Raw genomic sequence first — 23644 nt, 5'->3', positions numbered from 1 at the left:
AAGCAGCGCCAGAATCGCCCCCGCAGGCGCCGGAACGCCGGTGAAATGGGTCTTGCCCGCGCCATCCTCGCCCCGGGTCACGTTGAACCGCGCCAGCCGCAGACAGGCCGAGGCGGCATAGATCAGCACGAAAACCCAGCCCAGCGCATTCCCCTCGCCCATGGCAAAGCGATAGACGAGCACCCCGGGCGCGACGCCAAAGCAGAGGAAATCGGACAGGCTGTCGAGTTCCGCACCGAATTCCGAGGTCGCCTTCAGCCGCCGCGCGATCAGACCATCGAGCCCGTCAATCGCCGCCGAGATCAGAAGCAGCGTCACCGCCATTTCGAACTTGCCCACCATGGCAAAGCGGATCGCAGTCAGGCCCAGGCACATCCCCGCCAGCGTCACCAGATTGGGCAGAAGGAAAAGGAACGGCAGCTTTTCGCGGTCCTGCGGCTCAAGGCTCATCTCAGCGCACCTCGCCGGTGCGGGCGGGTTCCGTCCCGGTCATGTCGGCAATCACCGTTTCCCCGGCAATCATCGTCTGACCGATGCAGACCAAGGGCTGCACGCCGTCGGGCAGATAGATATCCAGCCGCGAGCCAAACCGGATCAGCCCGAAGCGATCGCCCGTGGCCAACGTGTCGCCCTCCTTGACGAAGCACAGGATGCGCCGGGCCACCAGCCCCGCGATCTGCACCACGCCGTAGCGCTGCCCCGAGGCGGTTTCCACCGCAAGCCCGTTGCGCTCGTTGTCGAGCGACGCCTTGTCCAGCGCGGCGTTCAGGAACAGCCCCTTGTGATAGGCGACCTTGGTGATCCGCCCCGCCAGCGGCAGCCGGTTCACATGGCAGTTGAAGACCGACATGAAGACCGAAACCCGGGTCATCGGTTGATCGCCAAGCCCCAGTTCGGCCGGCGGCACCGCCGGTTGCAAAAGCGACACCACCCCATCGGCGGGCGAGATCATCAGCCCCTCGCGCGCGGGCGTCACCCGCGGCGGATCGCGGAAGAAATAATAGACCCAGATCGTCAGCCCGGTGCCGATCCAGCCCAGCGGCTGCCACAGCAGGAACAGCATCACCGTGATCGCCGCCGCGATGGCGACGAACTTGCGCCCCTCGGGGTGCATCGGCTTGACGAAAGTGGAAAGCATGGAAACGGACATTGCGAGCCTTTCTCGTTGGTCTTTCCGTTGCCGCTTCCTAGCGCAAGTTTCGCCGCAAGGAAACCGCTGCGCCTTGACGCAACCCCCGGGCCAAGCCGTTACCCAAGCAAAAGACTCGGATTGACTTTTCCGACTGTTTCGCTAGGTAATTTCGCAACGGAGGCCCGCATGATCGTCTGTCACTGCCAGCACATCACCCATCGCGACATCCATGCCGCTATCGACTGGATGCGGGCTTCGGACCGGTTTGCGCTGATCACCCCGGGCAAGATCTACCGCGCGCTTGGCAAACGGGCGGATTGTGGCGGCTGCATGCCGCTTTTCCTTGCCACGATGCAGGAGAATGCCAATCTGGCCGTGCCCGCAGAGGTGGCGCAGGTTCCGGCAGAGCTGCGCAATCTGCGCATGTAACATCAGCGAAAGGACGCAGCCATGAAAGGCGACGCAAAAGTCATCGAATTTCTCAACGCGGCACTGCGGTCGGAACTGACCGCGATCTCGCAATACTGGGTGCATTTCCGGCTGCAGGAGGACTGGGGGCTGGCCAAGATGGCGAAGAAAAGCCGCGAGGAATCGATCGAGGAAATGGGCCATGCCGACAAGATCATTGCCCGGATCCTGTTCCTCGAGGGCCATCCGAACCTGCAGAAACTGGACCCGCTGCGCATCGGCGAGGGCCCGCGCGAGACGCTCGAATGCGATCTGGCGGGGGAACATGACGCGCTGAAACTTTACCGCGAGGCGCGCGATTACTGCGCCGAGGTGGGCGACATCGTGTCGAAGAACATCTTCGAAAGCCTGATCACCGACGAGGAAGGCCACGTCGATTTCCTCGAAACGCAGATCTCGCTTTACGACCGGCTCGGGCCGCAAGGCTTTGCGCTGCTCAATGCCGCGCCGATGGACACGGCCGAGTAAGCCCCCGAAATGGCCCCGCCCGCAGGTCGTGGGCGGGGCATCTTCCGGGCAGCGGGGCCACAGCGCTCAGCCAAGGCACGGCCCCGCCCGCATCGCGTCATCGGCCGCGCGCATCGCCTCCGGATCTGCTCCCGCGCTGGCCAGCACGGCCCCCACCGCATCGGCGCGGCTGTCGTCGCCCCCTGCCCCCGAACGAAGACCGGATTGCGGATCGGCAAGAATATCTTCAAGCTGCAGGCCGGTCACGCCCAGCAGGGTCACCACCGCATCCGAAACCACGCCGGTCTCGGCCTCGGTAAAGGTCAGGATGGTGTTGCCGTCTGCCTCGTGCAGGGCCAGATAGCCCTGCTGCACATCGGCGCCCTCGACCGGCGTGACCAGCGTGATGTCCAGCCGATCCTCGCCGGGGGTGAAATCGGTCACCGTCAGATGGCTTTGCGCCACCAGAACCCGTTCGCTGCCATCGGGAACCCCGGTCGGCACCGATCCCAACCAGATCAGATCCGCCCCCGCGCCGGTGGTGATCGTATCCCCGCCCGAGACCACGATCGTGTCCTCCCCCGGGCCCGCGTCGATCAGCGCATCGGCGTCGGGAATTGACCTGCTGGAATATTCGTCATGGAGGATGGCGTGGCTGTCGACGATCAGATCATCGCCCGAACCACCGATCAGCGTGTCCACCGGCGCATCGGCGGGGATGGACAGGGCGTAATCGCCCCCGATCAAGACATCGTCGCCCGCGCCGCCATCAAGGTAATCCGCGCTCAGTTCAGCGCCGGTTTCCCCGGTTCCGGCATAGATCGCATCGCCGTCCAGACTGTCGCGGCCCGCCCCGCCCAGAAGCGTGTCGGCCCCGGTATAGCCGGACAGGGTGTCATGGCCCGTGCCGCCCACCAGACTGTCCTGCCCCGCCTCGCCGCGCAGATCGTCATTGCCGCTCTGGCCCAGAAGCGTGTCGGCCCCGTCGCCGCCAAAGGCGAAATCATCGCCCGCCCCCGCGTCGATCGCATCATCGCCCGCGCCGGTCACGATATCGTCGCCCCCGCCCAACGCCTCGACCCGCAGATCGGCGCCGCTGTCGTCGTGCAACGTGTCCGCCCCCTCGGTGCCGATGATGTCGGGGCTGTCCTCCGCGGTCTCCTCCTCCTCGTCGTCGCCCCCTGACAGCCCAAGGACGAGCAACGGCAGGGCACACAGAAAAAGCGCAAGTTCCATGGCACCTCCCACGCGACAATCGCTAAAGTTGTAAAGAATTGCACGCGAATCGCCTTTTTGGCAAAAAGATTCGGCGACTTGGCCCGGGCGCCCTCCCGCAGCCCCCCGATCCGGAAACAAAAGACCCGCCCCAACCGGGGCGGGCCGCGTTCGATAGCCCGGACAAGGCGCTCAGATCAGATCGTAAGCGGCCGTATCAAAGGCGAAATCATCGACAATCCGGTCCAGCGTCGCCCCGGTCACCCCAAGCAGCGTCACCGCGTCATGGCTGACCCCCTCGGCATCGGTGACGACGATGATCGTATTGCCGCCCGTGCTGCGCAGCGACAGGGTCAGCACGTCTTCTTCGTCGCCCTGCGACAGATCGAACTGCAGCACGTCGCGCCCGACGACGAAATCGGTCACCGTCAGCTCCGCGCTCAGCGCCAGCGCCGTGTCACCGGCCGCGCCGATCACGATCACATCCGCCCCCGTGCCGGTGCTGATCGTATCCGCGCCCGAGGCGAAGATCGTGTCATTGCCCACGCCCGCGTCGATCAGCGCCGCATCATCGGCCACAAGCGCCCCCGAGGCATCCACCACCCAGGTATCGCGAATCACGTCATTGCCATAGCCGCCGATCAGCGTATCGGCGCCATTGCCCCCCACCAGCGTATCGGCCCCGGCATCGCCGCACATCCAGTCGGCATCCGCATCGGTGCCCTCGTCGGTCAGCACGTCATTGCCATCGCCGCCGCGGGCCAGATCGTCGCCGGCCCCCGCGGTAACGCTGTCCGCCCCGGCCCCGCCAAAGACCCGATCCTCGCCGTCGCCGCCCAAAAGCACGTCATTGCCCGCGCCGCCGCTCAGCTCGTCATTCTGCGCGCCGCCGTCCAGCGTGTCGTTGCCGCCCTCGCCGAACAGCCGGTCGATGCCGAAGCCGCCATGCAGCGCATCGCCATGGGTGCCGCCGTAAAGCTGGTCCGCGCCCAGGTCGCCCCAAAGCACATCGGCCCCGGCGCCGCCCAGCAGCAGATCGTCGCCATCGCCGCCGCGCAGCAGATCATCGCCCTCGGCGCCATAGACCGTGTCGGCCCCCGCGCGTGCAAAAACACGGTCGGCCGCAGTGCTTCCCAGCAGCCGGTCGGCACGGTCGGTGCCCCACCGCGCCGCGGCGGCCAGCGCCGATTGCGTCACCGCCGCAATCGCCTCGGCCCGCGCCGTCATTGCTTCCGACACCGAACCCTCGTCCGTCGAGAAAAGGAACTTACGCATGACCACCCCAGATGCGGTTAATAAACGTTAACGCCTTAGCACGTTGGCACGGGGGGCGGAATCGAAAAGGCGGCCCCGGTCTGGGGCCGCCCGGAAACGGATTGTTTCGTGAAATCAGCGCTTCGAGAACTGGAAGCTGCGGCGGGCCTTGGCCTTGCCGTATTTCTTCCGTTCAACCACGCGCGAGTCGCGGGTCAGGAAGCCCGCCGCCTTCAGCGCCGCGCGCAAGGACGGCTCATGCAGTTGCAGCGCTTTCGAGATGCCGTGCTTCACCGCACCGGCCTGACCCGAAAGACCGCCGCCCACGACCGTCGCCATCACGTCATACTGGCCTTCGACGCCCGCAACCCCAAAGGGCTGGTTCACGATCAGCTGCAGCACCGGACGCGCGAAATAGACCGGCATTTCCTTGCCGTTCACCGTGATCTTGCCGGTGCCGGGCTTCACCCAGACCCGCGCCACCGCGTTCTTGCGCTTGCCCGTCGCATAGGCGCGGCCCTGCGCGTCGCGCACCGGGGTGCGCTCCACCGCCGCCGCCACGGCCGCCGCCGGGGTGCCGGAAACGGCCGACTTCAGATCGTCGAGAGATTTGATATCGGACATGTTCACGCGCTCCGGGTGTTCTTCTTGTTCAGGACTTTCACGTCCAGAACTTCGGGCTGTTGGGCTTCATGCGGATGGGCGGCCCCGGCGTAAACGCGCAGGTTCGACATCTGCGCACGCCCCAGACGGTTGCGCGAGATCATGCGTTCGACCGCCTTGATCACCACGCGCTCGGGGTGGGCGCCTTCCAGAACCTGACGCGCGGTGCGGAACTTGATCCCGCCCGGGTGGTTCGTGTGCCAGTAGTAGCGCTTGTCCTCGCGCTTCGTGCCCGTCATCTGCACCTTGTCGGCGTTGATGATGATCACGTTGTCGCCCATGTCCATGTGCGGCGTGAAGGTCGGCTTGTGCTTGCCACGCAGACGCATGGCAACGATCGTCGCGAGGCGGCCCAGAACGACGCCCTCGGCGTCGATCAGGATCCACTTCTTCTCGATCTCCGCAGGTTTCGCGGTATAGGTTTTCATTGTCGATCGCCCTTTGAAGGGTTGGGAAACTGGATGCGGGCTTATCCGCGACTTTCCGGAACAAAGCAAGCGCAACAGTCGCCTTAATATTGAGCCTTTTCAAGGACTTGCGAAATAGGTATCTGATTACCCCAAGATCAAGGCACAAAACGGGGCACAAACCGGCCCTTGGCCGCGCGATCGGTCGCGTCCCCGGCCGGTCTTCTCGTGCTAGGCTGGGGCAGGCAGGATGGCACGGAAGGGGGCAGGCATGACGGCACGGCGGGCGAAGGGGGCGACACGGGGCAAGGCGCTGCCGCTGTGGCGGCGGATCGGGCTTCTGGCCGGGCCGCTCTGTCTTGTGCCGATGCTGGCCCTGCCCGCCCCCGACGGGCTTTCGCCCGAGGGCTGGCGGCTGGCGGGGCTGACGCTGTGGATGGTGGTCTGGTGGCTGACCGAGGCGGTGCCGCTGGCCGCCACCGCGCTCGTGCCGGTCGCGCTGATGCCGCTTCTGGGCATCCTGCCCATCGCCGCGGTCACGGCGCATTACGGCAACCCGTTGATCTTCCTGTTCCTCGGCGGCTTTCTTCTGGCCGCCGCGATGGAGCGGCACGGTCTGCACCGGCGCATCGCGCTTTTCATCGTCGCCCATGCCGGGCAATCGGCGCGCGGCCTGATCTCGGGCTTCGCGCTGGCCACCGCCTTTCTGTCGATGTGGATTTCGAACACCGCGGCGGCGATGATGATGGTCACCGTCGCCACCTCGGTCGTGACCTTCGTCGAGAGCCACGCCGACAAGACCCGGGCGCATGCCTTCGGCGTCGCGCTGATGCTGGGCATCGCCTGGTCCGCCTCGATCGGCGGTGTCGGAACCCTGATCGGCACGCCGCCGAACGCGCTGCTGGCCAGCCTGCTGGCCGAAAGCCACGGGCTTGAAATCGGCTTCTTCCAGTGGATGCTGTTCGGCGTGCCGGTGGTGGCGGTGATGCTGCCGCTGATGCTGTTGCTGCTGACCCGCGGGCTGTTCGACCTTGGCGGGCTTGATCTGACCGCGGCGCGGGCGCTGATCACCGCCGAGGCCCGGGCGCTGGGACGCCTTGGCCGGGCCGAGGCGATCGTGGCCGCGGTCTTCGTGCTGACCGCGCTCGCCTGGATCCTGCGCGAACCGCTTGGCCTGCCGGTTTCAGACAGCGGAATCGCGATCACCGCGGCGCTGGTGCTGTTTGCCTGCCCGCTGGGACAGGGGCGCGGCTTCGTGCTGGACTGGAGCGTCGCGCCCGGCCTGCCCTGGGGCATCTTGCTGCTCTTCGGCGGCGGGCTGGCGCTGGCGGCGGGGTTCGAAAGCAGCGGCCTTGCGGCGGCGGTGGGGGGGCTCGCCACCGGGCTTTCGGCGCTGCCGCTCTGGCTTTTGGTGCTGATCGCCACCGCCGCGATGGTCTATCTGAGCGAGATCGCCTCGAACACCGCCGCCGCCGCGACCTTCCTGCCGGTGATGGCGGCGGTGGCGATGGGGCTTGGGGTGGCCGTGCCCTGGCTGATGCTGCCGGTGGCACTGGGCGCGTCGATGGCCTTCATGCTGCCCACCGGCACGCCGCCCAATGCGATCGCCTTTTCCTGGAAGGGGCTGAGCCTTGGCGACATGGCCCGGGCGGGGTTCTGGATGAACCTGATCTCGATCGCGGTGATCTTTGCCGCGGTGACCGGGCTGGCGCCCTTTGTCTTCGACCTTGCGCCGCCTCAGCGCGGCGGGATCGAATAGGTCATCGAGGCCCGCGCGACGGGGTCCGCCTCGCCCTCGGAATAGATCAGGCAATCGCCCACGGCCAGGCTGCGGCCAAGCTTCAGCACCCGCACCCGGGCCACAAGGTACCCCCCGGCCAGCGGCTTGCGCAAAAAGTCGATCGTCGCATTCGTCGTCACCGACAGCGCCACCGGGCCGATGCGGCTCAGGATCGCCAGATAGATCCCCACATCGGCCAGCGCAAACATCGTCGGCCCCGAGACCGTGCCGCCCGGGCGCAGGTGGCTTTCGTCAATCCGCAGCCGGATCACCACCTCCGCGCCCGCCTCAAGCACCGCGAACATCCCCGCCACCTGCGGAAATTCCGCGCGCAAAAAGGCGTTCAGCGCCGCCGCATCCATCTTCAGTTGCATCTTTCCTCCCGGCCGCTCCCCGGCCTAGACTTCGGACCACAGGGAGGAATTGCAATGACAGAGCTTGTCGAGATCGAAAAACGTGGCGTCATCGCGCATCTGACGCTGAACAGCCCGGGGACGCTGAATGCGCTCTCCGATGCGATGCTGGCGGCGCTTGACGCCCGGTTCGCGGCGCTGGCCGGGGATGCGGGGGTGAAGGTCGTGGTGCTGAAAGGCGCGGGCAAGGCCTTTTGCGCGGGCCATGACCTGCGCGAAATGCAGGCCGGACGGGCGGCACCGGATGGCGGCCGGGCCTATTTCGCCGATCTCTTCGCCCGCTGCGCCGCGGTGATGCAGGCGATCCCCCGCCTGCCGCAGCCGGTCATCGCGCAGGTCCACGGCATCGCCACCGCCGCGGGCTGCCAGCTGGTGGCCAGCTGCGATCTGGCCGTCGCGGCCGAGGGCACGCGCTTTGGTGTCAACGGGGTGAACATCGGGCTTTTCTGCTCGACGCCGATGGTGGCGCTCAGCCGCGTCGTGCCGCGCAAAATCGCCTTCGAGATGCTGACGACCGGCGAATTCATCGACGCCGCCCGCGCGCGCGAGGTCGGGCTGGTCAACCGCGTCGTGCCGCATGACGCGCTGGACGCCGCAACGACGGCGCTGGCCGAGACGATCGCCGCCAAACTCGGCGCGGCGGTCAAGGTCGGCAAGCGGGCCTTTTACGAGCAGATCGAGATGGAGACGGCCGCAGCCTATGCCCACGCGGGCGCGGTGATGGTGGAAAACATGCTTTACCGCGACACCGCCGAGGGGGTGCAGGCCTTTCTGGAGAAACGCAAGCCGGATTGGGCGTAACGGGCTCAGCGCAGCCGCCGCGTGATCGCCGCCGCCTGGCGGGCGCGCTTCACCGCCTGACGCGCCGATTTCGCGGCCTTGCGTTCGGCCTTGGTCATCTGCGCCGCGGGCTTGCCCTTGCCCGCGGCCAGCTCGATCCCCTTCGTCACGCCCACCCGCAGCAGGCGGCGCAGGATCATGTTCCAGACCAGCTGCAAAAGCTTCATCGGGTCCATCTCACTCCTCCTCGAACAGCTCGCTTTGGCCCACCATGTCGGCCTCCTCGTCCTCGGCCCCGGGCATCGGCCGGTTGTCCAGAAGCCCCGCCGCACGCAGTTCCTTGATGCCCGGCAAATCCCGCGCAGATTCAAGGCCGAAATGATCGAGGAACGTCTCGGTCACCACAAAGGTCACCGGCCGGCCGGGCGTCATCCGCCGCCGCCCCAGCCGGATCCATTCCAGCTCCAGAAGCTGGTCGATCGTGCCGCGCGAGACCGCAACGCCCCGGATTTCCTCGATTTCCGCGCGCGTCACCGGCTGGTGATAGGCGATGATCGCCAGCGTTTCGATCGCGGCACGCGACAGTTTGCGCTGCTCGACCGTTTCCTTTTGCATCAAAAAGCCCAGATCGGGCGCGGTGCGAAAGGCCCAGGCGTCGCCGATCTTCACCAGATGCACGCCGCGCCCCTCGTAGCGGCGGCGCAGATAGGCCAGCGCCTCGGCCGCATCGCAGCCATGCGGCATCCGGTCCTGCATCTCGCGCAGGCTGACGGGCTCGGCCGCCGCGAACAGGATCGCCTCGATCATCCGTTCCTGCTCCGCCAGCGGCGGGGCATCGAACAGCGACTTTTCATTCGGATCGTAGCGGCTCTCACTCATGCGCTGGTCCGCGGGGTGGTTCGGGCGCGAATGGTGATCGGCGCGAAGGTTTCGGTCTGGCGGATCTCGATCTGGCCCTGTTTCGCCAGTTCCAAAGAGGCCGCAAAGGTCGCCGCCGTGGCAGAGCGGCGCCGCTTCGGGTCCGCCCCCCAGCCATCGGGCAGATAATCGGTCAGATCGGTCCAGGACCCGGCATAACCGATCAGCGGGCGCATCCGCTCCAGCGCCTCTTCCATGGTGAAAACGTTTTTGCGATCAAAGGCATAGGGGCGGAATTCGTCGCGGGTGCGGATCCGCGCATAGGCCTGCATCAGCTCCAGCAGCGTCGCGGAATAGGTGACCTTGCGCACCCGCTCGACCGTTTCGCTGTAGCCGCGGGCAAAGAAATTGCGCCCCAGCTGATCGCGCCCCATCAGCGTCGCCGCCGCCTCGCGCATCGCGGACAGCCGTTCCAGCTGAAACGCCAGATGCGCCGCCAGATCTTCGGCCGAGGGGCCATCCTCGCCCGGTTCGGGCGGCAGCAGCAGACGCGATTTCAGAAACGCAAGCCAGGCCGCCATCACCAGATAATCCGCCGCAAGTTCGATGCGCAGCGCCTTGGCCTCGTTGACGAATTTCAGATATTGCTCGGCCAGCGCCAGAACCGAAATGCGGCGCAGATCGACCTTTTGCGTGCGCGAGAGCGTCAGCAAAAGATCCAGCGGCCCCTCGAACCCGTCGACATCGACAATCAGCGCCTCGGCCGCAAGCCGTTCGCTGACACTCGTGCTTTCAAACAGGCTTGCCGTTTCCTCAGCCATCCGACCCGCCGCCGCTGCCCGCGGCGTCAAATTCCGCCGCCAGCGCCGCCAAGTCAACCTCTGCGGGTGTGTGGCGGAACCGCAAGACCGCCGCGGCGCGCAGGCTGGCCGCGGGCGAAAGCCGCCCCGCCGCCGCCACGGTTTCTTCGAACTCCGCGCGCGTGCCGTTGCAATGCAGGATCACATCGCACCCGGCAGCAAGCGAGGCCGCGGCGCGGGTGGCATAGCTGCCCGAAAGCGCCTGCATCCCGATATCATCGGTCATCAAAAGCCCGGCAAAGCCGATTTCCTGCCGGATCAGATCAATCATCCGCGCGCTTTGCGTGGCGGGGACCGCGTCAAAGGCGGTGAAGCGGATATGCGCGGTCATGCCAAGCGGCAGATCGGCCAGCGCCGCGAAAGGGGCGAAATCATGGGCGCGCAGATCCTCGGCCCCGGCCGTCACCACCGGCAGATCCTTGTGGCTGTCGGCCTCGGCCCGGCCATGGCCCGGCATGTGCTTGAGCACCGGCAGAACGCCCCCCGCCAGCAGGCCATCGGCCGTCGCGCGGGCATTTTTCACCACCGCATCAACGCTTTCGCCAAGGCAGCGGTTGCGCAAAAACGGATGCGTCTGCCCGCCCGCAATGTCACAGGTGGGGGCGCAATTGCCGTCGATGCCCACCGCGCGCAGCTCGGCCGCCTGCAGCCGGGCGCGCAGCCACATCCCGCGCGGACCGCGCAAGAGCGCGTCATCCAAAGGTGGCGCCCAGTCGCGCCAATGGGGCCCCCGCAGGCGTTGCACCCGCCCGCCCTCCTGATCGACAAAGATCGGCGCATCGCGTCCCAAAGCGGCGCGCAGATCGGCGGTCAGGCGCGAAAGCTGCGCGGGGCTTTCGACATTGCGCGCAAACAGGATCAGCCCCCAAGGGTCGGCCGCGCGCAGAAAGGCGGCTTCATCGGCGCCCAGCACCGTGCCCTCGACGCCCAGAATCGTGGCACCGCAGGGGCTTACTTGATCACGGTCGGAATGCAATTCGCCCCCTCGGCCACCAGCGCGGCGCAGAACTGGCGCGCGTCCTCGACCCCCTTGAAGCCCGAGACGCGCAGCCGCCAGAAGCTGCGCCCACCCGAGGCGGCCTCCTGCACGATGCGTTTCTTGCCCGCCATCAGCGCCTCGAACCGGCCCGAGATCCGGTCCCATTCGGCGCGGGCCTCCTCGGGGCTGTCAAAGGCGCCCAGCTGCACGACCCGCGTGCCCGAGGGCAGATCGGCGGCCGCCACCTCGACCGAACCCGGGCCCGCCAGCGCCGCGGCAACCGCCTGCGCCGCGGCCTCGGCCTCGATATCCAGCGTCGGGCGGGGCAGCGGCCGGGGCGATTTCGCCACGCCGGGCACATCGGCCGGAAGGACCGGCTCGGCGGGCTCGACCGCGGCAGTCTCGGCGGGCGGAACTTCTGCGGGCGTTTCTGCGGGCGGCTCGGGATCTGTCGGCAGCTCTGCGGCCGGATCGGCGGCGGGCGCCGTCACCGCGGGTTTCGGCGGCATGGCGCTGTCGGGCACCGGCACCGGCGGGCCCTCCATCGCCAGTTCTTCCGCATCGGCGGGGTTCTCCACCTGCGGCAGGGGTTTCAGTTCGGACATCGGCGCATCATCGGGCGAAAGCCCGGTGGGCGGCGGCGCCAGCACGACACGGCTTGGCCCCGGCGCCGCCAGCCCCGAGCCCGCGACTTCGTTCACCGCCAGACCGACATGGGCCGCCAGCGCCCCGCCGGGGTCCGAAGGCGCCATCCGCGCCGGGCCCTCCAACGCGCGGATCACCGGCACGCCCGACACATCGCGCACGGCCAGCCGATAGCCCCAGACGATCACGCCCAAAATCAGCGCGCCGGACACGGCCGCGCCCGCCCATTGCACCCAGCGCGCGGGCTGGGGCGCAGGCATGTCAAGGCCGGGGCCATAGTCGCCCCCGCCCTGCCTGCCAAAACCCCCGCCATTGCGGGTGTCGGGATCGGTCATGCTCGCCCCATTCCGGTTTTCGGGCCGGTTCGGCCCTGCCCCCCGGCGGTGCCTTAGCGCATCTCTTCGGCCGGGGTGACGCCAAGAATACCAAGACCGGCCGAAATCACAACGGCCGAGGCCCGGGCAAGGGCGATTTTCGCCGATGAGGCCGCCAGATCCCCTTCCTGCAGGAAGCGAAGCGACGGCTCGTCATTGCCGCGATTCCAAAGCGCATGCAGGTCGGACGCGATTTCATAAAGGAAGAAGGCGACCCGATGCGGCTCGTTCGCGCGGGCGGCGATTTCCACCAGACGCGGCCATTCGGCGATCTTCTTCGCCAGCGCGCGTTCGGCCTCGTGGGTGTTGCGATCCAGATCGGCCGCGGCCAGCGCGGCGTCGGTGACGTCGATCCCCATCTCGCGCGCCTTGCGCAGCACCGAGGCGACCCGGGCATGGGCATATTGCACATAGAAAACCGGGTTGTCCTTGGATTGTTCCAGCACCTTGTCGAAGTCGAAATCCAAGGGCGCATCGTTCTTGCGCGTCAGCATGTGAAAGCGCGTCACGCCCGCCCCGGCCTGCTCGACCACGTCGCGCAGCGTGACAAAGGTGCCCGCGCGCTTGCTCATCTTGAAGGGCTCGCCGTTCTTGAAGAGCTTCACCAGCTGAATGAGCTTGATGTCCAACGGCACCCGGTTTTCCGAGAGCGCCGCCACGGCCGCCTTCATCCGCTTGACGTAACCGCCGTGATCGGCGCCGAAAACGTCGATCAGCTGATCGAAACCGCGCTCGATCTTCGTCCAGTGATAGGCGATGTCGGGGGCGAAATAGGTCCAGGCGCCGTCCGATTTCTTCACCGGCCGGTCGACGTCATCGCCATAACTGGTCGAGCGGAACAAGGTCTGTTCGCGCTCTTCCCAATCCTCGGGCAGTTTCCCCTTCGGCGGCTCCAGCACGCCTTCGTAGATCAGGCCGAGATCCTGCAGCCGCTGCAAAGCTGCCTCGATCTGGCCGGTGCCGTAAAGCGACTTTTCGGAATAAAACACATCCATCTTCACGCCGAGCAGTGCAAGATCCTCGCGGATCATCGCCATCATCGCCTCGGTCGCGAACTCCCGCACCTCGGCCAGCCAGTCGCTTTCGGGCTTGTCGATCAGGCTGGCGCCGTATTTTTCCTTCAACGCCTCGCCCACCGGGATCAGGTAATCGCCCGGGTAAAGCCCCTCGCGGATCTCGGGCTCCAGCCCGTTCGCCTCGCGGTAGCGCTCATAGGCCGAGCGCGCCAGAACATCGACCTGCGCACCGCCGTCGTTGATATAGTATTCGCGCGTCACATCGTAGCCCGCGAAATCGAGCAGGCTGGCCAAAGCATCGCCAAAGACCGCGCCGCGGGTATGGCCCACATGCATCGGCCCGGTCGGGTTCGCGGACACATATTCGACGTTGACCTTGATGCCGCGGCCCAGATCGGAGCGGCCGAAATCGGCGCCCGAGTGCAGCGCAGCCCGCACCACATCGGCCCAAAGCCCGCCCGCCAGCCGCAGGTTGATGAAGCCGGGCCCGGCGACCTCGGCCGAGGCGATCCGGGCATCGGCGGAGAGCTTCGCCACCAGCCCCTCGGCCAGCGCGCGCGGGTTCGTTCCGGCGGGTTTCGCCAGCACCATCGCGGCATTCGTCGCCATGTCGCCATGGGCGGCATCGCGCGGCGGCTCGACCGCCACGGCCTGGGTGTCAAGGCCCGCAGGCAGCGCGCCTTCGGCCACCATCGCATCCAGCGCGGCAAGCACGACCGCGCGCACATCAGCAAAGAGGTTCATGATCTGATCGCTTCCTTCGTTGCCCCACCCCTGCCAGAGCGGCGCCGTGTCGTCAACTCTGCGCGGATTTCCGCGCCCCCCCGCGGACCTTGGCAAGCGCGTCGCACCCCGTTCAGATTGACGGATCGCGATTTTTCCGCTAACGCGACCTCACCCGCAATCCGGCGGGCAGACGGGACGCCCGGTTTTCAACGCGTCCCCCCACCCCGCGCGCGGGGCTTCCCCACGCGCCACAGGACGCCAATGACGAAGTTTACCGATCTCAATCTTGACCCTGCCGTGCTGCGTGCCATCGCGGATTCGGGCTATGAAACGCCCACGCCGATCCAGGCGGGCGCCATTCCCCCCCCGCGCTCGAAGGCCGCGACGTGCTGGGCATCGCCCAGACCGGCACTGGCAAGACCGCCTCTTTCACCCTGCCGATGGTGACCATGCTGTCCTCGGGCCGCGCCCGGGCGCGGATGCCGCGCAGCCTTGTGCTCTGCCCGACGCGGGAGCTGGCGGCGCAGGTGGCCGAGAATTTCGACACCTATGCAAAATATACCAAGCTGACCAAGGCGCTGCTGATCGGTGGCGTGTCCTTTGGCGAACAGGACAAGCTGATCGACCGCGGCGTCGATGTGCTGATCGCGACGCCCGGCCGCCTGCTGGATCATTTCGAGCGCGGCAAGCTTCTGCTGACCGGCGTGCAGATCATGGTGGTCGACGAGGCCGACCGGATGCTCGACATGGGCTTCATCCCGGATATCGAGCGGATCTTCCAGCTCACCCCCTTCACCCGGCAGACGCTGTTCTTTTCCGCCACGATGGCGCCGGAGATCGAGCGCATCACCAACACCTTCCTGCATGCGCCGGCCCGCATCGAAGTGGCGCGGCAGGCGACGACCTCGGAAACGATCACGCAAAAGCTGATCCAGATCACGCCGCCGCGCCGCGACCAGTCGGCCAAGGCGAAACGCGAACTTCTGCGCGCGATCATCAAATCCGAGGGCGAGGCCTGCACCAACGCCATCATCTTCTGCAACCGCAAGACCGATGTGGATATCGTGGCGAAGTCGCTGAAAACGCACGGCTTCAACGCCGCGCCGATCCATGGCGATCTGGACCAGAGCCTGCGCACGAAGACGCTTGACGCGTTCCGCGATGGCACGCTGCAACTGCTGATCGCTTCGGACGTGGCGGCGCGCGGGCTCGATATTCCGGCCGTCAGCCATGTGTTCAACTATGATCTGCCCAGCCATGCCGAGGATTACGTCCACCGCATCGGCCGCACCGGCCGGGCCGGGCGTCTGGGCACGGCCTATTCGATCGGCACGCCCGCGGATGCGAAATATCTCGCCGCGATCGAAGCGCTGGTGAAGCAGGAAATCCCCCGCGCCGATCCGCCCGAGGGGTTCTCGCTGTCGGAAGCCGCGCATCGCGAGCCGCGCAAATATGACGATGACAAGGGGCCGAAATCGCGGTCCTCGCGCACGCGCACGGGTCGGGGCCGGGACGAGAAACGCCCGCCGCGCGAAGACCGCGCGCCGGTGATCGTCGCCGCCGAGGAAGACGCCTCGCATATCGTCGAGGTGCCCGAGACGAAACGGGCCGAGCCCCGCCGTTCGGAACCGCGCCGGAACGACGGCCCCCGCTCGGACAGCCATCGCGCCGAACCGATCCGCCCCGATGGTCCGCGCGACGAACGCCGGTCGGAACCCTATCGCGACAGCCGCCGCGGCCGCGATGGCGGGCCTGCGGTCGTCGGCATGGGCGATCATGTGCCCGATTTCCTGCTGCGGTCGTTCCGCACCACGAAGCCGGTGATCGAGGACAAGGAGACCGACGAGGCCCCCGAAGCCGAGGTCGAAACCCCGGTCGCGGAACCCTCGGAAAGCTGAGACCTCTCAACTTCGAAAGACAAGGCCCCGGTTTCCCGGGGCCTTTTCTTTGGCTTCAGGCGCCGAAGGTGCGCTCGAGCACGGCAAGCCAGTTGTCATGGGCGATCTTGCGGATCAGATCCTCGCCCCAGCCGTGATCGCGCATCGCGCCGATGAAGCCCTGCAAGCCGGCGACATCGCCCAGCACCGCGGGGATTTCGGCGCCGTCGAAATCGGAGCCCAAGCCCACGTGATCCTCGCCCAGCCGCTCGATCAGATGATCCAGATGGCGCAGCATCGGCGCCCAGCCGCAATCGGGGTCCTTGCGGCCATCGGGCGTCAGGAAGCTGACGGCATAGTTCAGCCCGACCATGCCGCGGCTTTCGCGGATGATGTTGAGCTGCCGGTCCGTCAGGTTGCGCGAGGAGGGGCACAAAGCATGGGCGTTCGAATGCGTGGCGACCAGCGGCGCATCCGACAGCGCCGCCACATCGTCAAAGCCCTTCTCATTGAGGTGGCTGAGATCGAGCATGATCTTGAGCTTGTTGCATTCCGCCACCAGCCGCTTGCCCGCCGCCGTCAGCCCCGGCCCGGTGTCGGGGCTGGAGGGGAAGGCAAAAGGCACGCCATGGCCAAAGATCGTCGGGCGCGACCAGACGGGGCCAAGCGAGCGCAGCCCCAGCGCGTGAAAGGCATGCAGCGCATCCAGATCGGCGTCGATCGCCTCGGCCCCCTCCATATGCATGATGCCGGCAATGACGCCTTCTGCCATCGCGGCGCGGATCTCGGCCGCGGTGCGGCAGATGCGGAAAGCGCCCTCGGACGCGCGCTCCATCCAGAGCATCAGCCCCGCCGCCCGCAAAGCCGGATCGGCTGCCTCGGCGGCCTCCATCAGCGCGGGCAGCGGCAGGCGATAGGGCGGATTGGCCATCTGCGCCATCAGATCGGCATCGTCATGCGCGACGGGGGATGGCAGATAGATCGCGAAGAAGCCCCCCGCGAAGCCGCCCGCGCGCATCCGCGGCAGGTCCAACTGCCCCCTGCCCTCGCCCGTCAGCCAGATTTCGCGCCGCTTTTCAGGCGCTTCCAGAAGCCGCAACAGCAGATCGTTGTGGCCGTCAAAGACCGGGATCATCGGGTTTCCTTTCCGACAGGGTCCAGCATCCGGTCCGCAGAGGCCGCGAACAGGCTTTGCGCATAGGCGGTCGTCATCCGGGCGTGGGCCAGATCCTCGCGCGCCAGTTCCTCGACCGCGCGGCCGTTCTGCATCACCAGAACGCGGTCGCACATATGGTCGATCACGGCCAGATCATGGCTGACCATCAAAAAGGTCAGCCCGCGTTCCGCCCGCAACCGGTTGAGCAGGTTCAGAACCTCGGCCTGAACCGAAGCATCGAGCGCCGAGGTCGGTTCATCGAGCAACAGGATCTCCGGCTCCAGCATCAGCGCGCGCGCGATGGCGACGCGCTGGCGCTGCCCGCCCGAGAGCTGATGCGGATAGCGAAAGCGGAACGAGGTCGGCAGGCCGACATCGGTCAGCGCCCGCACCACCCGCGCATCGGTGTCGCCGACGCCATGGATGGCGAGCGGTTCCGACAGCGTGTGGTCGATGGTGTGGCGCGGATGCAGGCTGGCATAGGGGTCCTGAAACACCATCTGCACCCGCGCGGCAAAGGCCTTGTCGCGCGGCGCTTTCAGCGGTTGCCCGCCAATCCGGATCGCGCCGCCCGAGACCGGCGCCAGCCCGCAGATCGCCCGCAAGATGGTCGATTTGCCCGAGCCGCTTTCGCCCACAAGACCGAAGCTTGCCTGTGCAGGCACGCGCAGGCTGACGCCTTCGACCGCGCGGACGGTGCGGCCATGCGCCCGGAACGTGACCGAAAGGTCTTCGATTTCAATCAGATCAGACATGCGCCCAGTCCCCCGTGCGATCCAGCCCCGGCAGCGGCGCGCGAGGGCCCCCGATCCGCGGCAAGCAGTTCAAAAGCCCCTGCGTATAGGGATGTTTCGCCGCCATCAGATCGTGGGCCGCCAGTTCCTCGACGATGCGCCCGCGATACATCACCAGCACCCGGTCGCAAAACCGCGCCACCAGCCGCAGATCGTGGCTGATGAAGATCAGCCCCATGCCGCGGCTTTTCACCAGATCATCGAGGATCGATAGAACCTCGGCCTGCACCGTCACATCGAGCGCCGAAGTCGGTTCATCGGCGATCAGCAGATCGGGTTCCGGGATCAGCATCATCGCGATCATCACCCGCTGGCCCATGCCGCCCGACAGCTCATGCGGCCAGGCCTCCATCACCCGTTCGGGGTCGCGGATCTGCACCGCTTCCAGCGCCGCGATGGCTTTCTTGCGCGCCTCAGCCCGGCTGATGCGGTCGCGCCGAAGCAGCCCCTCGGTCAGCTGCGCGCCAATCCGCATCACCGGGTTCAGCGAATATTTCGGGTCCTGCATCACCATGGCGAGACGCGGGCCGCGCAGGGCACGCATCTGTTTTTCATTGGCTTTCAACAGGTCGATGCCGTCGAAGTCCATCCGATCCGCCTCGATCCGCCCCGGGGGCCGGATCAGCCGCAGCACGGATCGGCCGGTGATGGTTTTCCCCGAACCGCTTTCGCCGACGATCCCCAGCCGTTCGCGGCCCAGCGAAAAGCTGACGCCACGCACGGCCTGCACCGGGCCGGTTTCGGTGGCGAATGTCACGCGCAGGTTTTCGATCTGCAACAGGCTCATCGGGCGGCACTCCGCGGGTCGAGGACATCGCGCAGACCATCCCCCAAAAGGTTGAAGCCGAGCGAGACGGTGAAGATCGCAAGGCCGGGCATGGTGGCGACCCACCATTGCTCAAAGAGGAACTTGCGCCCCGACGAAATCATCAGACCCCATTCCGGCAGCGGCGGCTGCACGCCAAGGCCCAGAAAGCCCAGCCCCGCGGCGATCAGGATCACCCCGGCCATGTCCAGCGTGACCCGGATGATCACCGAGGGCAGGCACATCGGCACGACATGGCCCCAGATGATCCGCCCCGGCCCCGCGCCCTGCAGACGCACGGCGGCGATGTAATCGGAATTGCGCACGGTCAGGGTTTCGGCCCGCGCGACCCGGGCATAGGGCGGCCAGGCGGTCAGGGCAATGGCCAGAACCGCGTTCTGCACCCCCGGCCCCAGCACGGCAACCAGCGCCAGCGCCAGGATAAGCCGCGGGAAAGCCAGGAAGATATCGGTGATCCGCATCAGCACGGTATCGACCCAGCCGCCGAAATAGCCCGCGACGGTGCCGATCAAAAGCCCGATGAGCGGCGCGGTGACGGCGACAAGGGCGACGATGGACAGCGTGATGCGGGCGCCATGCACGATCCGGCTCCAGATGTCGCGGCCGAAATCATCGGTGCCAAGCCAGTGGCCCGGCGTGCCGGGGGGCAAAAGCCGCTCCGCCAGGTTTTGCGCGAAAGGGTCCTGCGTGGCAAAGAGGGGCGCGGCGGCGGCCATCAGGCACAGCGCCGCGATGATGAAAAGCCCGAGCATCGCCAAAGGGTTGCGGCGCAATCTGAGCCAGGCAAGCCAGGCCTGGCCCAGCCGGGCCTGACGGCGCGAGGACGGGTTCGGATCGGTCAGCCAAAGGGTCAGCGCAGTCATCAGCGGGCCCTCGGATCGACAAGGCGGTAAAGAATGTCGGACATCATGTTCAGCGTGACGAAGACGACGCCCACGACGACGGTGCCCCCCAGAACGGCGGGCATGTCGGCGGCGAAAAGCGCGTCGGTGATGTAAAGGCCCAGCCCCGGCCAGGCGAAGATCGTCTCGGTCAGGACCGAGCCTTCCAGAAGATAGGCGTAAGACAGCGCGATGACGGTGATCAGCGGCACCGAGACATTGCGCATCGCATGCACCCAGATCACCCGCCATTCCGGCATGCCCTTGACGCGGGCGGTGGTGATATATTCCTGGCTCAGTTCGGTCATCATGAAGCTGCGGGTCATGCGGCTGATGTAAGCCATCGACACATAGCCCAGAATCCCCGCGGGCAGGAGGATGTGGGAGATCGCATTGGCAAAGATGTCCCAGGCGCCGTTCAGCGCGGAATCGATCAATATGGCGCCGGTGTAGCGGGTCATGCTGAATTCCAGCATCATCTCGTAAGTCGCATCGAGCCGCCCGGGGCCGCCGACCCAGCCGAGCTGGCCGTAAAAGATCAAAAGGCCAATGAGGCCCAGCCAGAAGACCGGCATCGAATAGCCGACAAGGCCGACAAGCCGCACGATCTGATCGGCCAGCGTGCCCGGGCGGGTCGCGGCCAGCACGCCCGCGGGCACGCCCAAGGCGACGCCGATCAGCGTGCCCAGCGTCGCCAGTTCCAGCGTCGCGGGGAAGACGCGGGCGACATCCTCGATCACCGGGGTCCGGGTGCGGATCGACTGGCCCAGATCGCCCTGCACGGCGTCGCGGACGTAAATCCAGAACTGCTGCCAAAGCGGCTGATCCAGGCCCAGCGCGGTGCGGACGGCCTGATACTGCGCCTCGGTGGCGCGTTCGCCGACGATCGAAAGCACCGGATCAATCGGCACGACGCGGCCGATGACGAAGGTGACCAGCAAAAGGCCCAGAAGCGTTATGGCAAGGGTAAGAAGACCCCCGGCCGCATGGCGCGCAAGCGCGGGCAGACGGGAGGGCGAAGCGGGGGAAGGTTCGGTCGTGGTCATGAGGGGCAAGCCCCGCCGCCCGGATCAATCCCGGGCGGCGGGATCGTCTTACTTGGTCACGGTCCAGTAGCTCGCCTGATCGGTGGCGCCGCCGGCATGGAAGCCCTGCACATTCGCCCGCAAAGCATCTTGCCGCGCCATCTGGAACATCGTCACGAAGGCCGAGGTGTCGCGGTGCACGCGCTGCATGTCTTCATACATTGCGGCGCGTTTGGCGGCATCGGGCTCGGCCACGGCCGCTTCGGCTTGCGCGCCCATCGCACCCGGGTCCCAGGCCGTGCGCCAGGCCAGATAGCCGGTGGCCTTCGCCTCGTCCGAATTGTCGGGGTTTTCGGCGAAGGTCGAGGCGTTGGTGTGCGGGTCGGGATAATCCGGGCCCCAGGTCTGCAGGGTGATCTGGTGCTGACGGCCGCGGTATTTCTCCAGCACCTGCTTGCCGTCGCCCACATCCAGCGTGACGTTGATGCCGATCTGCCCGAAGGTGTTCTGCACCGATTGCGCGATGTTCATGCGTTCGGGGTTGTTGCGCACGGTCAGGCTGACGTCCAGCGGCAGCGTGACGCCCGACTCGGCCAGAAGCGCCTTGGCCTTGTCCAGATCCAGGCTGTAAGGCGTGTCTTCCAGCGCCCCAAGGAAACCCTTGGGCAGGAAGGCCTGATGCACGATCCACTGCCCTTTCAGCAGGCTGTCGGCCATGCCCTGATAATCCACCGCCCAGCGCATCGCCTCGAGCACCTTCGGATTGGCCAGTTCGGCCACCTTCTGGTTCATCGCCAGATAGTAGATCTGCCCGCCGACGTCATTTTGCACCCGGATTTCGGGATTGCCGCTGACGCCCTCGATATCGGTCGGCGTCATTTCGCGGGCAATGTCGATGTCGCCCTTTTCCAGCATCAGCCGCTGCGTCGCGCCTTCGGGAATGTGGCGCATCAGCACGTTCTTGATCGGCGCATCACCGCGCCAATGGCCTTCGCGGGCCTGCAGCACATAGCCCTCGTTCGGCTTGAAGGACCGCAGCACATAGGCGCCGGTGCCCGCCGAATTCGACTTGAGCCATTCATTGCCCATGTCGCCGTTCACCTCATGCTCCATCGCCGCCTTGACATCGACGATATAGGCGGGGGTCGAGGTCAGGCAGTTGTAGATGAAGGTCGGCGCATAGGGCTTGTCGGTCTTCAGGATCAGCGTGTCGCCCTCAAAGCTGACGGTCTGATCGACATTGTCCTTGCTCAGCCCGAACTGGGTCAGGATGAAGGCCGGGGTCTTGTCCATCTTGACGACGCGGCGCAGCGACTCTGCGGCGGCCTCGGCGGTCACCGGATTGCCGCTGGAGAAGGTGACACCCGCGCGCATCTTGAAGCGATAGGTGACGCCATCGGCATCGACCGACCAGCTTTCGGCGAGACCGGGCACCAGCTCGCCGGGTTTCGCGGGGTCCAGTTCCACCAGCGAATCGTAAAGGTTGTTGTTCAGGTCCGCGCCCGAGAATTCAAAGGCTTCGGCCGGGTCGATCGAGACGATGTCGTCGATCGCATCGGCCAGAACCAGCGTGTCGGCGGGCGTTTGCGCGAAAAGCGCCGCGGGCGCGACACAAGCAAGAAGGGTGGCGAAAGCGGCCACCGGGCGAAGGCTGCGGAGTGATGTCATATGCGGACTCCCTGTCCTGTCTGTTCTTGACACCGGACGATCCGAAGCGGACCGACCCGATCCGACGAAGCTGGCCCGTTCCTTGCGGAAGATCAAGCGCATGTGAACACGGCGCCGCCCTGTCCGCGCATCTGCCCGCGTTTCGGGCGTTTCCGCGGCGTGGACGACCGGCCCCGCCCGCGGGCAAGAATCACCTGTGCCGACAGGTCAAGCCCCCCTGCCCCGCCCGGCCCCCCTTCGCGGCGCCAGATCGGGGCAAAACCGTCCAGATCGCTCAATTTTGACACAATTGCCCCGAACTCAGGGTTGAGCAGGCCGGCATATTGGCATCTCAAGACGCGCATTGATGCCGCTTGGTTAACAAATTCTTCCACATTTTAAGGGGTTCCAGCGCCAATCAAGGATTCATTAAGGTTTCTTGATGCCGGTAAAACGTCGTTAACCATTTGTTTCCACTTTGGGCGACAATTCCGAAAAGCTTCCTCACTCATGCCGCAGCCGACGCCGATAGTGGCTTCATCAGACCGGTGCCCGAAGGGTGCAGCACAGCCGAGGAGAACCAACATGGCGTTCACGTTCCGCAAGAAGCACGAGATGAAGGAAGCCCAGCCGGTTGCGGTCGCCGCGGCGGTTGCGGAACCCGAACAGATGGGCCTGTCCGAGAAGATCGCGCAATACGACTATCTCGAACATCTGCTGGAAGATCTGATCGTCGAACAGGAAACCCTGTCGCGTCAGTTCTATGCCAAGCAAAAGGAAACGGCCGCCGATCCGGTCGCGCTGGCCTCGGGCGAGGTGGTCGCGCGCGACGAGCTGACGATCACTGACATCTCCTTTGACGATTTCCAGCAGCTGAGCGATCTGGCCAAGCGCGTCGTGCCCAATGGCCTGCCCAATGCGCATCGCCGCTTCGTGCTCAAGGCCTGCAGCCCCGAAATGGTGGCGATCGAGGATCTGGAAGAGATGATCAAGCTTTACCGCTACCGCATGGGCGTGGCGGAACAGGACATCCTCGACCACCGTCCGACCTCGATCCTGGAAGCGACGGCGAAGCTGCGCTTCATGTCCAGCCTGATGCTCGACGGGCTCGACATCAAGCATGACTATTTCTTCTATCTGGTCGAGGAATGCGCGATGATCATCGAAAAGGTCGAGCGTCGCCGCATCGTCTGAGCGCCGACCGCCCGGCCTGCCGCCCGCCGGGCGGGGCCGTGAACGCCGCTCCGGGCCCGGATCGGGCCGGAAACGATGCAAACCGACATCTGTCCGCGCCATTTTTCCTCAACCCAGAGGGGAGGCCGGAAATGTTAACCCTTTCTTAACCATTCCTGCGCGAGTCTCGCAAAAAAGAAGCCCGTCGGGGTGGTCCACCCCCTCCACCGACGGACGAGAGGCAAAGG

Annotated in this window: 23 protein-coding genes and 2 pseudogenes (1 of these 25 running past the window's edge); 6 read left to right on the top strand and 19 right to left on the bottom strand. The window is 66.3% G+C overall.

All coding sequences use genetic code 11. The features are described from left to right. Together pssA and ACTTAG_RS06270 are read right to left on the bottom strand one after the other, a co-directional pair. Window positions 1-450: the 5' portion of a CDP-diacylglycerol--serine O-phosphatidyltransferase gene (pssA, locus tag ACTTAG_RS06275; RefSeq protein ID WP_444464670.1), read on the bottom strand. 288 nt of this gene lie to the left of the window's left edge; 450 of the gene's 738 nt are visible here — the first part of the coding sequence; the start codon lies at window positions 448-450; the stop codon falls past the left edge of the window. 1 nt (window position 451) lies between these two features. After that, window positions 452-1171, bottom strand: a pseudogene (locus tag ACTTAG_RS06270) (phosphatidylserine decarboxylase); the annotation flags it as partial. A 147-nt stretch (window positions 1172-1318) separates the two neighbouring features. Between ACTTAG_RS06270 and ACTTAG_RS06265 the strand changes: the two are divergent. Together ACTTAG_RS06265 and bfr are read left to right on the top strand one after the other, a co-directional pair. Beyond that, complete coding sequence (locus tag ACTTAG_RS06265; protein ID WP_136908717.1) at window positions 1319-1561, top strand: (2Fe-2S)-binding protein; 243 nt, start codon at window positions 1319-1321, stop codon at window positions 1559-1561. Window positions 1562-1582: 21 nt separating this feature from the next. Next, entirely contained in the window at window positions 1583-2068 is a 486-nt protein-coding gene (gene bfr / locus ACTTAG_RS06260) for a bacterioferritin (protein ID WP_444464669.1), read from the top strand. A gap of 66 nt (window positions 2069-2134) precedes the next feature. On the opposite strand, the gene ACTTAG_RS06255 is transcribed toward bfr, so the two are convergent. From ACTTAG_RS06255 to rplM, 4 genes are all read right to left on the bottom strand, one after another. Further along, entirely contained in the window at window positions 2135-3283 is a 1149-nt protein-coding gene (locus ACTTAG_RS06255) for a calcium-binding protein (RefSeq protein ID WP_444464668.1), read from the bottom strand. Between the two features lie 171 nt (window positions 3284-3454). Next, window positions 3455-4537: a calcium-binding protein gene (locus ACTTAG_RS06250; RefSeq protein ID WP_444464667.1), complete on the bottom strand. Its 1083-nt coding sequence runs from the start codon at window positions 4535-4537 to the stop codon at window positions 3455-3457. A gap of 114 nt (window positions 4538-4651) precedes the next feature. Next, a complete protein-coding gene (gene rpsI, locus ACTTAG_RS06245) occupies window positions 4652-5140 on the bottom strand; it encodes a 30S ribosomal protein S9 (protein ID WP_136906499.1) in 489 nt (162 codons plus the stop codon). 2 nt (window positions 5141-5142) lie between these two features. After that, window positions 5143-5607, bottom strand: a complete 465-nt coding sequence (gene rplM / locus ACTTAG_RS06240) for a 50S ribosomal protein L13 (protein ID WP_444464666.1) — start codon at window positions 5605-5607, stop codon at window positions 5143-5145. A 250-nt stretch (window positions 5608-5857) separates the two neighbouring features. On the opposite strand from rplM, the gene ACTTAG_RS06235 reads away from it, so the two are divergent. Beyond that, window positions 5858-7345, top strand: coding sequence for an SLC13 family permease (locus tag ACTTAG_RS06235; protein ID WP_444464665.1), 1488 nt, complete (start codon window positions 5858-5860; stop codon window positions 7343-7345). Here the strand turns inward: ACTTAG_RS06235 and ACTTAG_RS06230 are convergent. Continuing rightward, entirely contained in the window at window positions 7324-7740 is a 417-nt protein-coding gene (locus ACTTAG_RS06230) for a PaaI family thioesterase (RefSeq protein WP_444464664.1), read from the bottom strand. The two genes, ACTTAG_RS06235 and ACTTAG_RS06230, sit on opposite strands and share 22 nt — an antisense overlap. 54 nt (window positions 7741-7794) lie before the next feature. Here ACTTAG_RS06230 and ACTTAG_RS06225 point away from each other — a divergent pair, with 54 nt between their 5' ends. Further along, window positions 7795-8580 (top strand): enoyl-CoA hydratase, encoded by a 786-nt coding sequence (locus ACTTAG_RS06225; RefSeq protein ID WP_444464663.1) that lies wholly within the window; start codon window positions 7795-7797, stop codon window positions 8578-8580. A 5-nt stretch (window positions 8581-8585) separates the two neighbouring features. On the opposite strand, the gene ACTTAG_RS06220 is transcribed toward ACTTAG_RS06225, so the two are convergent. The 6 genes from ACTTAG_RS06220 to argS are packed head-to-tail and all read right to left on the bottom strand — an operon-like array spanning window position 8586 to window position 14035. After that, window positions 8586-8795 (bottom strand): hypothetical protein, encoded by a 210-nt coding sequence (locus tag ACTTAG_RS06220; protein WP_444464662.1) that lies wholly within the window; start codon window positions 8793-8795, stop codon window positions 8586-8588. 1 nt (window position 8796) lies between these two features. Next, entirely contained in the window at window positions 8797-9438 is a 642-nt protein-coding gene (gene scpB, locus ACTTAG_RS06215) for an SMC-Scp complex subunit ScpB (protein WP_444464661.1), read from the bottom strand. Continuing rightward, on the bottom strand, window positions 9435-10238 hold the full coding sequence (locus ACTTAG_RS06210; RefSeq protein ID WP_444464660.1) for a segregation and condensation protein A: 804 nt from the start codon (window positions 10236-10238) through the stop codon (window positions 9435-9437). Before ACTTAG_RS06210 ends, scpB begins: the two co-directional genes overlap by 4 nt. Then, window positions 10231-11253, bottom strand: a complete 1023-nt coding sequence (locus ACTTAG_RS06205) for a glycoside hydrolase family 3 N-terminal domain-containing protein (protein WP_444464659.1) — start codon at window positions 11251-11253, stop codon at window positions 10231-10233. Before ACTTAG_RS06205 ends, ACTTAG_RS06210 begins: the two co-directional genes overlap by 8 nt. Beyond that, window positions 11229-12236, bottom strand: a complete 1008-nt coding sequence (locus tag ACTTAG_RS06200) for an SPOR domain-containing protein (RefSeq protein ID WP_444464658.1) — start codon at window positions 12234-12236, stop codon at window positions 11229-11231. Before ACTTAG_RS06200 ends, ACTTAG_RS06205 begins: the two co-directional genes overlap by 25 nt. Window positions 12237-12289: 53 nt before the next feature. Further along, window positions 12290-14035, bottom strand: a complete 1746-nt coding sequence (gene argS / locus ACTTAG_RS06195) for an arginine--tRNA ligase (protein WP_444464657.1) — start codon at window positions 14033-14035, stop codon at window positions 12290-12292. A 243-nt stretch (window positions 14036-14278) separates the two neighbouring features. Between argS and ACTTAG_RS06190 the strand changes: the two are divergent. Beyond that, window positions 14279-15915: pseudogene (locus ACTTAG_RS06190) on the top strand (DEAD/DEAH box helicase). Window positions 15916-15970: 55 nt separating this feature from the next. Here the strand turns inward: ACTTAG_RS06190 and ACTTAG_RS06185 are convergent. From ACTTAG_RS06185 to ACTTAG_RS06160, 6 genes are read right to left on the bottom strand one after another with little or no spacing between them, the layout of a single operon-like run. Further along, window positions 15971-17029: a dipeptidase gene (locus ACTTAG_RS06185; protein ID WP_444464656.1), complete on the bottom strand. Its 1059-nt coding sequence runs from the start codon at window positions 17027-17029 to the stop codon at window positions 15971-15973. Then, window positions 17026-17805: an ABC transporter ATP-binding protein gene (locus tag ACTTAG_RS06180; protein WP_444464655.1), complete on the bottom strand. Its 780-nt coding sequence runs from the start codon at window positions 17803-17805 to the stop codon at window positions 17026-17028. The genes ACTTAG_RS06185 and ACTTAG_RS06180 overlap by 4 nt, the downstream gene beginning before the upstream one ends. Continuing rightward, window positions 17798-18631 (bottom strand): ABC transporter ATP-binding protein, encoded by an 834-nt coding sequence (locus tag ACTTAG_RS06175; RefSeq protein WP_031326033.1) that lies wholly within the window; start codon window positions 18629-18631, stop codon window positions 17798-17800. Before ACTTAG_RS06175 ends, ACTTAG_RS06180 begins: the two co-directional genes overlap by 8 nt. Next, window positions 18628-19533, bottom strand: a complete 906-nt coding sequence (gene nikC / locus ACTTAG_RS06170; protein ID WP_444464654.1) for a nickel transporter permease — start codon at window positions 19531-19533, stop codon at window positions 18628-18630. Before nikC ends, ACTTAG_RS06175 begins: the two co-directional genes overlap by 4 nt. After that, a complete protein-coding gene (locus ACTTAG_RS06165; RefSeq protein WP_444464653.1) occupies window positions 19533-20597 on the bottom strand; it encodes an ABC transporter permease in 1065 nt (354 codons plus the stop codon). The genes nikC and ACTTAG_RS06165 overlap by 1 nt, the downstream gene beginning before the upstream one ends. A 48-nt stretch (window positions 20598-20645) precedes the next feature. After that, complete coding sequence (locus tag ACTTAG_RS06160; RefSeq protein ID WP_444464652.1) at window positions 20646-22244, bottom strand: ABC transporter substrate-binding protein; 1599 nt, start codon at window positions 22242-22244, stop codon at window positions 20646-20648. 564 nt (window positions 22245-22808) lie between these two features. On the opposite strand from ACTTAG_RS06160, the gene ACTTAG_RS06155 reads away from it, so the two are divergent. Then, a complete protein-coding gene (locus tag ACTTAG_RS06155) occupies window positions 22809-23417 on the top strand; it encodes a hypothetical protein (protein WP_444464651.1) in 609 nt (202 codons plus the stop codon). Window positions 23418-23644 lie beyond the last annotated feature (227 nt).

Source organism: Rhodobacter capsulatus, assembly GCF_052363185.1.
In the GTDB taxonomy this organism is placed as follows: Bacteria; Pseudomonadota; Alphaproteobacteria; order Rhodobacterales; family Rhodobacteraceae; genus Rhodobacter; species Rhodobacter capsulatus_E.
The sequence above is the reverse complement of the archived record's forward strand: the minus strand, read 5'-3'. Positions and strand labels throughout refer to the sequence as shown.